Here is a 12,007-nt window from a genome sequence, read left to right as displayed (position 1 = left end):
CCAATAAAGTAATATATTGAGTTAAATTAAAAGAGCTATGATGTACGACAAGGAAATAAGCTAACGATATATAGAATGTGATTGTTTTTTATACTTTGGTTAGCTGCATGTTTATAATAATCTACTATTTGAGTGAAAAATAAACAACAGTGATTGGTTATATTATTATCTACCATTTGGCTATATAAATGGTAGATAATTTAGAATAATTCAGTTGGATGTTTTTATTGGGATAGAATAATAGTGATGATATGAAATATTACATCATTAAAGATTACTGATTAAATAATTTATGTTACCTCCATTTTTTAATCAAACAGTTGATTTCATCTAATAAACCTGAGTTACTTTATGAATATTATCAATTGGATGAAATAGAAATAAAGATAAAATCACTGAATAGGTGATATTGACTAGACCCTGTTTTATATTTGATGCAAAATAAAGCTGCAATAATTAATTCTAATTAAATTTTAATTGAGACAGCTAAATGAATATATCTAAAATCAGCATCGCATCTATTTTTATTGCTAGTGCATTATTAAGTGGTTGTGCAAAGGAATCTTCCCGTTCTTTAGCAGTAGAGAAAGTTGCGACTTATAATACTAATTACTCGGGTCCTAAAAGCCCAATATCAATTGGCAAATTTGATAACCGTTCGAGTTATATGAATGGCATTTTTTCAGATGGCGTTGACCGCTTAGGTAATCAATCAAAAACAATTTTAATGACGCATCTTCAGCAAACTGGGCGCTTTAATGTATTAGACCGGGCTAATATGCAAGAGTTAAAAGAAGAAGCTGGAATTAAAGGCCAGTCCCTGCAATTAAAAGGCGCAACATATGTTATTACCGGTGATGTCACTGAATTTGGTCGAAAAGAAGTCGGTGATAGACAACTATTTGGTATTTTAGGCCGTGGTAAATCACAAGTCGCATATGCAAAAGTTAATTTAAATGTTGTGAATGTCCAAACTTCCGAGGTGGTATTCTCAGCTCAGGGAGCAGGCGAGTATGAATTATCAAATAGGGAAATTGTCGGTTTTGGTGGAACTGCAAGTTATGACTCTACGCTAAACGGTAAGGTGCTAGATTTAGCAATAAGGGAAGCTGTGAATGATCTCGTAGTTGGTATTGAAAGTGGTGCATGGCAGCCAGCTAAATAAGGGAATATGATGAAATTTAAATTACTTCTTATTTTTGCTGGAGCCATTTTATTAAATGGTTGTGCTAACGAGCCAAAACCATTATATAACTGGGATGGTTATCAAACTACAATTTATCAATATTACCAGCAAACAGATACTGGCCCTCAAGAACAAATTCAAGCATTGAAAAAAAACCTTGAAATGAGTAAGGCAAACGGTCTTGCTACCCCTCCGGGGTTACACGCCCATTTAGGGTTATTGTATTCCACAACCGGAGCCATCGACCTTGCAATGCAAGAGTTCAACGCTGAAAAAGAATTATATCCAGAATCTGCGGCGTATATGGATTTTCTAATGAAAAATAAAGGGAAAGCAAAATGAGGCGTTTATTCATACTCAGCGGGCTGGTGATGGCTTGGTTATTAACTGGTTGTGCACAGCCAACAAAAGTTGATTATACTGCGTTTAATCAAAGTAAGCCAAAAAGCATTTTAGTGTTATTACCTCAGAATAGCTCTCCAGAAGTACAGGCTAGTCATGGTTTATTATCACAAACAGCCCTGCCTTTAGCGGAGGCTGGCTACTATGTTTTTCCTGTAGCGGTAGTGGAAGAAACATTTAAGCAAAATGGTTTAATAAACGCAGGGGATATCCAATCTGTTCCGCCCGCCAAAACCCGAGAAATTTTCGGTAATGATGCTGTGTTATACCTTAATATAACAGAGTACGGTACTAGCTATCAGGTTATTTCCAGTGATACACGTGTTACAGCGGATGCAAAACTTGTTGATGCGAGGACAGGGGCATTATTATGGAGCGGTTCGGCATCTGCATCGAGTGCTGAAAATAACTCTTCTTCCAATGGCATTATTGGTGTTTTAGTTTCGGCGGTTGTTAATCAAATTGTTGATACCATGACAGATAAAAGTTACACAATTGCAGGTATAACAAGTGCAAGGTTATTATCTGCAGGTACGCCTAATGGTATATTATATGGGCCTAGATCTCCTAAATATGGGAAAGATGCTCAGTAATTGTTAATTATTTGAATCATGGGTAAAGTATTCTAATCATACTTTACCCATTTTATTTTTGTTAAGCGTTATTTAAATAAAGCCAAATTACTCTTTATAATTATTAAATTACAGATATGAATAATAATTATTTTTTGTTTTTTTTATGTTTTAATATTTACAAGCTTATAAAAAATAACGAATAAAATTAAATGTGTGACTTGAGTCAATTTGTCTTAGCATTATCTAATGATTATGTGATATAGGTATAATTATATGACAATCTCTATTACTTTATATTTTTAACTGTTATATATATGATGCTGTTGGTTGTACTAATTCCTTTTTGATAGGAGTCATAGTATGTTTTCGTTAAGCAAGTCTCTCATATCAAGGCATTTCTTCTATATGAAGAAATGGTTCAATATTGATATTTCTTTAGCCTTCTTTTTCCCAAATAAATAACCTTTTTTGTTTTTCTAAACTAAAAGTTTCGTTATAGCTTATTTTTTATAAGTACGATCCTTTGTATTTATTATTTAATGAAAAATTAAAGGTATTATCATGGCTAAAAGAATTGTAGAACCATTCCGTATTAAAATGGTAGAAAATATCCGTATTCCAAGTAGAGAAGAGCGTGAAGCTGCGTTAAAAGAAGCTGGATACAATCCATTCTTGCTACCAAGCAGTGCTGTGTATATTGATTTATTGACCGACTCAGGTACTAATGCCATGAGTGATCATCAATGGGCAGCAATGATCACTGGTGATGAAGCCTATGCAGGATCTCGTAACTATTATGATTTAAAAGATAAAGTTAAAGAGATGTTCGATTATAACTATGTGATCCCTGCTCACCAAGGTCGTGGTGCTGAAAACATGTTATTTCCTGTATTATTGAAAGTAAAACAGGAACAAGGTGGTGCTAAAAAACCTGTCTTTATTTCTAATTTCCACTTTGATACTACCGCTGCTCATGTTGAATTAAATGGCTGTAAAGCAGTTAATATTGTTACAGAAAAAGCTTATGACTCAGATACCTATGATGACTGGAAAGGTAACTTTGATATTCAAAAATTAAAGGATAACATTGCACAACATGGCGCTGAAAATGTTGTGGCGATTGTATCTACTATTACTTGTAATAGTGCCGGCGGCCAGCCAGTATCAATGGCTAACTTAAAAGAAGTCTATGAAATAGCAAAACAACATAATATCTTTGTTGTTATGGATTCAGCGCGTTTCTGTGAAAATGCGTATTTTATAAAAGAACGTGATCCTAAATATAAAAATTCAACAATTAAAGAAATTATTCTGGATATGTACAAATATGCTGATGCATTAACTATGTCAGCTAAGAAAGACCCATTATTGAATATTGGTGGATTAGTTTGTATTAAGAATGATGAAAAGATATTTACGTTAGCTAGACAGCGCTGTGTACCAATGGAAGGGTTTGTTACTTATGGCGGTCTTGCTGGTCGTGATATGGCTGCCATGGTTCAAGGCCTTGAAGAAGGGGCTGGGGAAGAATATTTACACTATCGTATCGGTCAAGTTAAATATTTAGGAGACCGTTTACGTGAGGGAGGGATTTCAATTCAATACCCTACTGGTGGTCATGCGGTATTTGTGGATTGTAAGAAACTAGTACCGCATATTCCTGGCGACCAGTTCCCAGCACAAGCGGTTATTAATGCATTATATTTAGAATCTGGTGTTCGTGCGGTTGAAATAGGCTCATTCTTATTAGGGCGCGATCCCGAAACAGGCAAACAAAAACATGCAGATATGGAGTTTATGCGGTTAACTATTGCAAGACGCGTTTATACCAACGACCACATGGATTACATTGCAGATGCTCTGATTGGGTTAAAAGACAAATTTGCTACTTTGAAAGGGCTTGATTTTGAATATGAACCTCCAGTATTAAGGCACTTTACTGCAAGATTAAAACCAATCAAATAATAGGTCGCTCTTATGGTTCCCGTGCAATGCGGGAACCTTATCCTTATTCTTAAGGTGAACACCATGAATAATTTGGCAGCCAAAAAAGAACCCTCCATATTGGTAGGGGGTTTTGTGCTAGGCGGTGCAATGATAGGGGCAGGGATGTTTAGCTTGCCAACTATTATGGCAGGAGCTTGGTTTATTAACTCTGTAGTTGTTTTATTAATCGTTTGTTTCTTCATGTTTCATTCAGGAATTTATATTTTAGAATGTATATCTAAGTATGGGGCGGGAACGAATTATTTTTTTATTTCTAAAGAATTATTACCAAAGTGGGCATGCTATATTGCTAATATAGCACTAATATTTGTTCTTTATATATTAATTTACGCCTATATATCAGCAGCAGGATCAGTCATAAAAGAGGCTGCGGCTATTTATGGCTATAATGTTAATTTAAGATTAATATTTATTGTATTTACATTGATATTAGGAGCAAGTATTTGGTGGAGTGGGGTAGGAGCAAGCCGGTTAACATCTTTATTTTTATTTATTAAAATAATTTTATTTATTTTGGCTTTCTCAGGGTTATTTTTCATTGTAAAAACAGATTTGTTATTAACATCACCAGTTGAAGGTGGAAACACATCACTATTGCCCTTTATCTTTATTATTATTCCATATGCAATTACTTCTTTTGGTTATCATGGCAATGTATGCAGCTTATATAAATTGTATCATGAAAATGAAAGGAAAGTGGTTAAAAGCTGTGTGATTGGGTGTGTATTAGCCCTTGTTCTTTATTTCTTATGGATCTTAGGAACAATGGGGAATTTACCAAGAACAGAATTTTTAACAATTATTAATAAAGGTGGTAATTTAGATGCGTTTATTGAGTCGCTTTATGCGGTCCTCAATAGTAAGAATATTGCGACATTCTTACTATGGTTTTCAATAAGTGCAGTATTTTGTTCATTTTTAGGTGTTGCTATTGGGTTGTTTGATTATATTCTTGCTTCATTAAACTTTAAAGATAACCCATCAGGTAGAATGAAATCCGCCTTATTATGCTTCTTGCCACCACTTGTTCTTTGCATGTTATTCCCAAATGGTTTTCTCATTGCAATTGCATATGCAGGTATGGCCGCATGTATCTGGGCGATTATTTGCCCGGCAGTTATGGCATTAAAAGTAAGAGAGCGTTTCCCTGATTCTAGATTCAAAGTATGGGGCGGAAAAGGGCTAATCTACGCCGTTATCGCCTTTGGAGTCGTTGGCATTATTTGCCAATTGTTAGCGCAGTTTAATTTGTTACCGATATACCGTTAATTTTTCAAAATACAAGTTGTAGAATAACTGCAAAGGTACAGTGAGGGTTTGCTGTGCCTTTTTTATAACTGTATGTAATTTTAATATTATTCACTAACTCTTTTTATGCAAAAATAAATAATTTCTTATATCAGTTTGTTTTTTCAATGATTGTATTATTTTGAGACTTGTATCAAGTTTCTGGAATTAAATTCCAATATCGATATTCGATAATTCTCATAACCAAATAGTAACCCCTTTGAATTATAAGTGTTTTTACTTAGCCTCAGCCTGATTCTGTGATTATCTACTTCAGTTAACCCTAAAATTATTCTCTTTATCGCCGATAAAGTTAAATATCGTCATTTTATCTCACCGAAAGAGAAATTCTATGCAGAAACTTCGCGATTACTCAATTCGTACTGCGGTCTTCGTATTATTAAGTATTTTATGCCTGATTTTGGGGGGGACAAATGTTTACAGTGGTTGGTCACTATCACGTATTGCAGATGGAAATGATATCGATAGACAATTAGTCCAGCAAATGACAGTACTTAGTCAGGGAAACGATCAATATTTTCGATTTGTCACACGACTGACTCGGGTAATGGAAAGTAAAAGTGAAGGAAAAACAGTAGATTATGCCCCTGTAAAAGAGGCTCTGTCGAATATGGAAAAATATTTAGAACAGATGAAGTCTATCTCTCCAGGACCAATGGACCCTGAAATATCAGAGCAGGTAATTTATAGTTGGCAGGCGCTATTCGATGATGGGGTAACACCTCAACTTATGCTAAGCATGGACAATGATCCGAATAAATATTTAGCCCATGCTCACAACATTACTCCTGCTTTGAGCCGCGCTTTTGGTGCTTCAATTCAAAAGTTTAATCAGACGGCTGATGCATTGATTAGTCATACTCGGCAACATGTTGATAATGTGATGGATATTACGCGTATCGTCATGATTATTACGGCAATACTAGGAATATTGATGCTCATTTTTACGGATCGCTATATGGCGACTATGATGCAAAAGCCATTAGGGGTGTTGAGACAGCACTTTATTGAAATTGCAAAAGGGAATTTAAGCCAGCCAGTGCTACCGTTTGGTAACAACTGTGTGGGGAGATTATTTCCGATCCTTGAAGAAATGAGAAAAGATCTGCATGAATCAGTAGGCTCGATCAGGCAAGGAAGTGAGAATATTTATCTGGGGGCGAGTGAGATTTCTAATGGTAATAATGACCTTTCATCGCGTACTGAAGAACAAGCGGCTGCCTTAGAAGAAACCGCTGCGAGTATGGAACAAATCACCGCCGCAGTTCAGTTGAATATGGAAAATACACTTCACGCAAACCATTTAGCTAGCGAAGCTTCTGTGGTTGCGAATAAAGGCAATGAAATTGTTTACTCTGTCGTTACAACGATGAGTGAAATTTCACAAAGTTCACAAAAAATCTCAGATATCATCAGCATGATGAATGACATTAGTTTTCAAACAAATATCTTAGCTTTGAATGCATCTATTGAAGCGGCTCGTGCTGGTGTGCATGGTCGAGGTTTTATGGTGGTTGCGGCTGAAGTTCGTAAATTGGCAAGTCACAGTGCAGATGCCGCTATGGAGATTGAAAAGTTAATTGCTAGTTCAGGTGCTTGTGTGGAAAAAGGAACGGGGCTAGTTAATGAGATGGGAAAAACGATGGAAAGTATCCTGCGAGGTATTAACGAGGTCACTGCTATTATGAAGCAAATTACGGTAGCTTCAGAGGAGCAAAGTAAAGGGATAGCACAAGTCGGTGTCGCTATTACGCAGATGGATAGCGTTACCCAGCAAAATGCGTCTTTAGTTGAACAAGTTGCTACGGCAGCTAATTCATTAAGCCAGCAAACCCAAGAGCTACAGCAGTCTGTGCAACAGTTTAATTTATCTGCATAGTAAGGTGAGATTGCGCCATTTTGTAGAGAATAAAAAGCCCTCACTGCATTACAATGAGGGCTCACAAAAGCACAGTATTTAGGAGCTAAGATTATTATTATAAGTCAGCAGTAGGCCTAATATTATTAGCTTCGTTTAAAATATTGTTTATAAATCGTAGTCGCGTGTTCTTTTAAAATACCTTTAACCACAGTGGGCTTAAATGGGCTTTTTGCGAATATTTCATCACTGCCGAGCATGATATTAAAGCCCGCAATTTCAGCTAATTCATCATGTGAAAGGCTATAAACCATTCGTCCTAATTGGCTCCAAACCATTGCTCCCGAACACATGCAGCAAGGTTCACAGCTAGTATAAAGAGTATACTCTGACAAGTCTGTAATTTTATGCTCTGAACAAAACTTTCGTATAAGACCTATTTCTGCATGATAGGTGGGGTCGCTCTCGGTATGAATATGGTTTTCTCCTATCATCACAATTTGGTTAGCTTTCACTAATATTGCCCCAAAAGGTTCATTGCCTTTTTTAGCAGCATCAGTTGCAACAGCTAAAGTTCTCGTCATAAATTGAATATCCCATTCGTGCTGTTGAACTTCTTTTTTCGAATTAATGACCATATTTATATTCCTTTATCGAGCTAGTTTATTTCATTCTATTTACATATTAACATGTTAATGCTATTTATATTTGTCGTTTCTTGATTTTAAATTATCTTAATGAAATTATAATAATTTAATTGTCCATTTTTGATGGCTCCTTTATAGACAAATACTGATTTAAACTTTTGATATATTAAAAGCCATTGATGAATCAGTAGTGTATGCTAATAAGCTAATCTTATTAGCACAATAGCTCATGAGATTATTAATAAAAATCATTTAGTCTAAGGTGATTGGGGTGTTTACACATTAATTAATGTTTTATGCTCACCTATTATTGAAAAAAGATTAAGACTAACTGTTATTTTTTAAAGTTACATGAATTCAAAAACTTTTTATTTATAGAGCCTCCAATATTAAAACCCCCGTTGCATTGCTGACTCCAGCAGACGAAGCAGATCCCATTAGAGTCGCACTTACTGGAATCGATTTACTCGTTAAGTTATCTAATTGGATCCCCATTCCATTAGCTTGAACTTGTGTACCATTCAATGATACTTGGGCAGAAACTCCATTACCAAAATTAAGACGACCGTTTGTTACATTACTTCCCGTCAACTTAAGTTTGTAATTTTTTGCACTACCCGAGGTACACGAAATCATTAAATTTACATTTTGAGTGAGGCCAGTAACATTAAAGTTTGTTGATGAGTAATTTAAATTTAAGTTTTGACTATTTAAGCTACACACTGCAGAATCTTCTAATTCTGGAGGAGTTATATCATTTGGCCCTCCTTTTGTGCATGTTGATTCAAAATCTGTCGAATAAATATCAGAAACACCTGTTGTAGATAACTGGTTTTGAAAGAGAATGCCTCTATTGCATAGCGGATATTTACTTAAATGTTTCCACACAGCTGCACCTTGTGAAGTCATAAAGTTATGTTTCACAGTATACGTATTTCCCAAATATCGACTTAGACATTTTTGATAACTAGCATTATCATTTGGTGTACAGATTAAACCCGGTATTGTTTCAGTCCATTCAATCCTCAGACCATATCCACCTCCTACCCAGTCAAATTTACCTTGACGAGAAATAGTGGTTGAATTATTTGTCGCATTAATTCTATTATCAATAGCTTGGTTTAAAGTACCCTGGGTAAGGCGTATCGTTATTTCAATTTCACCATCTAAAACAATATCATTATTATCTCTACAGTTTGCATGTGGATTGCTTGGGCCAATACAATTTGAAAGTGTGTAATGAAGCCATTTTGTTGATATTTGTTTAGGGTAAATAAATGAACTGCCAGCAGGCAATTCGGTAAGTTCTTCCGATAAGCATTGCCCTGAAAATAAAAAAAACAGAAATAATAGTCTATTCATTATTGCTTTCCATATTTATCTTTATAAAAAAATTTTATTCATATTCTAGTGTAAAAGTAGTTGTAGCTACGAAATCACCCAGAATAATATTTTTTTCTTGTAGTGCTTTAGGCTCACCTTGAATATATGCTTTAAAATTCAAATTATTACCATTACCAGAATGCAATCCTTGAATGTGACCTTTCATTTTGTTCAGTTTTATTGGCGTACCATTAGCTGATTCTAATCCCACAGCAATACCTTTTGCGTGACTTACATTATTTAAAGCTAATAATCCAGGTAAAGTTGTGCTTTCATTACCTGTAAAGGTAACTTGAACTTCTTTTCCTAATACCAAATCACAATTAATTAAGCGAATAGTAAAAGGCTGACTATGCGTACGTGTATTGAGATATAGATATTCATCAATTACAGTCCCAAAATCGAGTTCAATATTTTCATCCCCTGGGTATACTTCGCAGGCATCCTCTACCAGCGTGCCATCAAAAAGTACGTCATCTGCAAATGTTGGGAATGATATACTTAATATTACCCAAGGAAGCCAGCGGCCTAGTTGTATTTTCATCTCTTAGTCCATGGTGTATTTATTGAAATGCAATCGCTAATGTACCTTGTGCTGTAAAATCATCTCCCACTAAATCAACGCCAGTTCGCTTAATCGGAACTGCAGATAGTACTGGTAAATGCCCTGTATCAATAGCAAATGCCTTATTTAACTCCAGCGGTACACCATCTTTTTGTATTTGGATGCCTAGCTTGTTTACATTCAGTAAGCTAGAAGTACGCAATGTTGCATTATCAAATCCTGAACCTGCTAAAGTTGCATTAAAAGATAAAGTGATATCCCAAGGTTGATTTAAATCTCCTTGGCAATTAAGTTGATAAGGAATATTTTGCTTAAATAAATGCCCATCAACTTTTCGCACTCCCACCTTCCCAAAAGAAACTCTGATCGGGTCTTCATGTCCTAGCTGACAGACTGGCGGAATAATCAATGTCCCATCAAATAGCCAATTAGCTTGTGAGTTCCATGAGACAATAGTGAGGAGTATTACTCCTAGCCCGTTACGTAAGAAGCAAATTTTTTGTAATAATGTTCCCATTATGTCCCTCATTGATAATCTACTTTCAGGGTTGCTAACGCAGTAAATGCACCTCCATCCGTATTACTGTAGCTCGCAGTTAGATTTTTTATGGGGGCCACTTTAATTGTAGGTAATGCAGTATAATTCACGTTTATAGTCTCATTAATTGCTTGGCGTACATCATTTAGATAAAATGCTATACCCAGTTTAGAGTGACTAGTTTTGAGCGCTCCATTGCTATTAAAACTAGTTACATCACCTTGAATCGTAAGTTTAATTGCATTCTTCGCCAACTGTGTGCATGTCAATTTAAATACCAATGTCTGCTGGTAGTTAATTCCATCGATACGCGTTAATAAAATATCGTTAAAATGCACAGCCTGCTGTTGTCCATTATTTAAAATACATTCTGGAGGCGTTACTATTAGGTTTCCGGATAAATTAGCTCCGATACCGAATGCCATACCAGAATTAATCAGAATAACGAAAGTTAAAATTGACTTTAAGCACCGATTTAATTTCATAAAGATTTCCTCAGCGGTAATCAACAACCATCGTTAATACACCATTAAATTCACCACCGTCAGTGAGTACTGTTCCTGTTGGTTTTACTGGGACGGCATACAATGCGGGCATGCTCCCACCATAGGTGAAGTTCAATGATGTTCCATTATTCAAGCGAGTATTATCTTGATAAATAGCTATTCCTAAATTACTTCGATTAGTGCGCACTACATTTTGGCCATTTAACGTGATGGCATTCCACGTTAAGGTCATTTTTAGCGCGTTGTTGTATACCTGTGTGCAATTTAATGCATACATAATTGGCGTGCGTTTATAACTGCTATTATTAATCAATGTTTCATGTACATCGCCAAATTGTACATCGGTTGTTGAACCTCCATTAACTGTACATTCTGGCGGTGTGACAACTAACGTACCATTAAAATTCACCGTAAACGCGGCTGATGCTGGAAATGACACTATATTGAATGTGATAAACATGTATAACCAGCTGTGGATTTTTGCCCTCATTTTTTCATCCTATTGATAATTTAAGGTCATGGTCATGGCACCAGAAAATGCCCCCGCGTCTGATAACATAGTGCCTGTCGGTTTGACTGGTACGGCATACAATGCGGGATGAGCGCCAAGTAGGTTGAAATTTAGGCTGTCTCCATTACTTAATCGAGTTGCATCTTGGTATATTGCTATTCCTAAATTAGTACGATTGGTTTGAATAGCTGATAACCCATTGAAAGTCACCGCACTCCAAGAAAGTGACATTTTCAAAGCATTTGTTGCAACACTAGTACACGCTAACCTATAGTCAATTGGAGTACGTTTATAGCTGACGCCATCTATTAACCCCTGTTGAACTTGCCCAAATGAAACCGTTATTTCATCACCATTACTGATGGTGCACTGGGGGGGGTAATAATTGTTAGTTTTAAATTTAAATTTGCAGTATCTGCCTGTGTTTGATTAAGTACTCCTGACAATATTCCAATTACCATCATCCCTTTGAATATGGCAAGGCGGAATTCTTGTTTGTTTTTTAATGACATGTGCATTGC

14 protein-coding genes are annotated in these 12,007 nt (G+C 35.8%); 6 read left to right on the top strand and 8 right to left on the bottom strand.

Annotated features, from left to right (window positions below; genetic code table 11):
* The first annotated feature begins 490 nt into the window (after positions 1-490).
* The 6 genes from ACHB7C_RS05465 to ACHB7C_RS05440 all read left to right on the top strand — a co-directional run bounded on the left by ACHB7C_RS05465 (position 491) and on the right by ACHB7C_RS05440 (position 7,357).
* Positions 491-1,165 carry a CsgG/HfaB family protein gene (locus ACHB7C_RS05465; RefSeq protein WP_395346665.1) on the top strand — a complete coding sequence of 225 codons (675 nt, stop codon included), beginning with the start codon at positions 491-493 and terminating at the stop codon, positions 1,163-1,165.
* 9 nt (positions 1,166-1,174) lie between these two features.
* Positions 1,175-1,528, top strand: coding sequence for a DUF4810 domain-containing protein (locus ACHB7C_RS05460; RefSeq protein WP_173424815.1), 354 nt, complete (start codon positions 1,175-1,177; stop codon positions 1,526-1,528).
* Entirely contained in the window at positions 1,525-2,181 is a 657-nt protein-coding gene (locus tag ACHB7C_RS05455) for a DUF799 domain-containing protein (RefSeq protein ID WP_042846292.1), read from the top strand. Before ACHB7C_RS05460 ends, ACHB7C_RS05455 begins: the two co-directional genes overlap by 4 nt.
* A gap of 543 nt (positions 2,182-2,724) precedes the next feature.
* Complete coding sequence (locus tag ACHB7C_RS05450) at positions 2,725-4,128, top strand: tryptophanase (RefSeq protein ID WP_395346662.1); 1,404 nt, start codon at positions 2,725-2,727, stop codon at positions 4,126-4,128.
* Positions 4,129-4,191: 63 nt separating this feature from the next.
* On the top strand, positions 4,192-5,439 hold the full coding sequence (locus tag ACHB7C_RS05445; protein ID WP_198860923.1) for an aromatic amino acid transporter: 1,248 nt from the start codon (positions 4,192-4,194) through the stop codon (positions 5,437-5,439).
* Between the two features lie 370 nt (positions 5,440-5,809).
* Complete coding sequence (locus tag ACHB7C_RS05440; RefSeq protein WP_129466444.1) at positions 5,810-7,357, top strand: methyl-accepting chemotaxis protein; 1,548 nt, start codon at positions 5,810-5,812, stop codon at positions 7,355-7,357.
* A 125-nt stretch (positions 7,358-7,482) separates the two neighbouring features.
* Here the strand turns inward: ACHB7C_RS05440 and ACHB7C_RS05435 are convergent, their stop codons facing one another.
* From ACHB7C_RS05435 to ACHB7C_RS05400, 8 genes are all read right to left on the bottom strand, one after another.
* Complete coding sequence (locus tag ACHB7C_RS05435) at positions 7,483-7,974, bottom strand: nucleoside deaminase (RefSeq protein WP_166685161.1); 492 nt, start codon at positions 7,972-7,974, stop codon at positions 7,483-7,485.
* A gap of 381 nt (positions 7,975-8,355) precedes the next feature.
* Positions 8,356-9,345, bottom strand: a complete 990-nt coding sequence (locus ACHB7C_RS05430) for a hypothetical protein (RefSeq protein ID WP_166685160.1) — start codon at positions 9,343-9,345, stop codon at positions 8,356-8,358.
* 34 nt (positions 9,346-9,379) lie between these two features.
* Positions 9,380-9,910: a fimbrial protein gene (locus ACHB7C_RS05425; RefSeq protein WP_166686615.1), complete on the bottom strand. Its 531-nt coding sequence runs from the start codon at positions 9,908-9,910 to the stop codon at positions 9,380-9,382.
* A gap of 19 nt (positions 9,911-9,929) precedes the next feature.
* Entirely contained in the window at positions 9,930-10,448 is a 519-nt protein-coding gene (locus tag ACHB7C_RS05420) for a fimbrial protein (RefSeq protein WP_042846284.1), read from the bottom strand.
* A gap of 8 nt (positions 10,449-10,456) precedes the next feature.
* Positions 10,457-10,954 (bottom strand): fimbrial protein, encoded by a 498-nt coding sequence (locus tag ACHB7C_RS05415; protein WP_042846282.1) that lies wholly within the window; start codon positions 10,952-10,954, stop codon positions 10,457-10,459.
* Positions 10,955-10,964: 10 nt separating this feature from the next.
* On the bottom strand, positions 10,965-11,465 hold the full coding sequence (locus ACHB7C_RS05410; protein WP_129466440.1) for a fimbrial protein: 501 nt from the start codon (positions 11,463-11,465) through the stop codon (positions 10,965-10,967).
* Positions 11,466-11,474: 9 nt separating this feature from the next.
* Positions 11,475-11,831, bottom strand: coding sequence for a fimbrial protein (locus tag ACHB7C_RS05405; protein ID WP_272670726.1), 357 nt, complete (start codon positions 11,829-11,831; stop codon positions 11,475-11,477).
* Positions 11,828-11,998 carry a hypothetical protein gene (locus tag ACHB7C_RS05400; RefSeq protein WP_272670722.1) on the bottom strand — a complete coding sequence of 57 codons (171 nt, stop codon included), beginning with the start codon at positions 11,996-11,998 and terminating at the stop codon, positions 11,828-11,830. Before ACHB7C_RS05400 ends, ACHB7C_RS05405 begins: the two co-directional genes overlap by 4 nt.
* Positions 11,999-12,007 lie beyond the last annotated feature (9 nt).

The sequence above is a fragment of the Providencia sp. 2024EL-00732 genome (assembly GCF_044006275.1).
GTDB lineage: Bacteria > Pseudomonadota > Gammaproteobacteria > Enterobacterales > Enterobacteriaceae > Providencia > Providencia huashanensis.
The sequence above is the reverse complement of the archived record's forward strand: the minus strand, read 5'-3'. Positions and strand labels throughout refer to the sequence as shown.

Coding starts and splice junctions, on each gene's coding strand:
- ACHB7C_RS05465 (WP_395346665.1), top strand. CDS start 491: ATGAATATATCTAAAATCAGCATCGCATCTATTTTTATTGCTAGTGCA.
- ACHB7C_RS05460 (WP_173424815.1), top strand. CDS start 1,175: ATGAAATTTAAATTACTTCTTATTTTTGCTGGAGCCATTTTATTAAAT.
- ACHB7C_RS05455 (WP_042846292.1), top strand. CDS start 1,525: ATGAGGCGTTTATTCATACTCAGCGGGCTGGTGATGGCTTGGTTATTA.
- ACHB7C_RS05450 (WP_395346662.1), top strand. CDS start 2,725: ATGGCTAAAAGAATTGTAGAACCATTCCGTATTAAAATGGTAGAAAAT.
- ACHB7C_RS05445 (WP_198860923.1), top strand. CDS start 4,192: ATGAATAATTTGGCAGCCAAAAAAGAACCCTCCATATTGGTAGGGGGT.
- ACHB7C_RS05440 (WP_129466444.1), top strand. CDS start 5,810: ATGCAGAAACTTCGCGATTACTCAATTCGTACTGCGGTCTTCGTATTA.
- ACHB7C_RS05435 (WP_166685161.1), bottom strand. CDS start 7,974: ATGGTCATTAATTCGAAAAAAGAAGTTCAACAGCACGAATGGGATATT.
- ACHB7C_RS05430 (WP_166685160.1), bottom strand. CDS start 9,345: ATGAATAGACTATTATTTCTGTTTTTTTTATTTTCAGGGCAATGCTTA.
- ACHB7C_RS05425 (WP_166686615.1), bottom strand. CDS start 9,910: ATGAAAATACAACTAGGCCGCTGGCTTCCTTGGGTAATATTAAGTATA.
- ACHB7C_RS05420 (WP_042846284.1), bottom strand. CDS start 10,448: ATGGGAACATTATTACAAAAAATTTGCTTCTTACGTAACGGGCTAGGA.
- ACHB7C_RS05415 (WP_042846282.1), bottom strand. CDS start 10,954: ATGAAATTAAATCGGTGCTTAAAGTCAATTTTAACTTTCGTTATTCTG.
- ACHB7C_RS05410 (WP_129466440.1), bottom strand. CDS start 11,465: ATGAGGGCAAAAATCCACAGCTGGTTATACATGTTTATCACATTCAAT.
- ACHB7C_RS05400 (WP_272670722.1), bottom strand. CDS start 11,998: ATGTCATTAAAAAACAAACAAGAATTCCGCCTTGCCATATTCAAAGGG.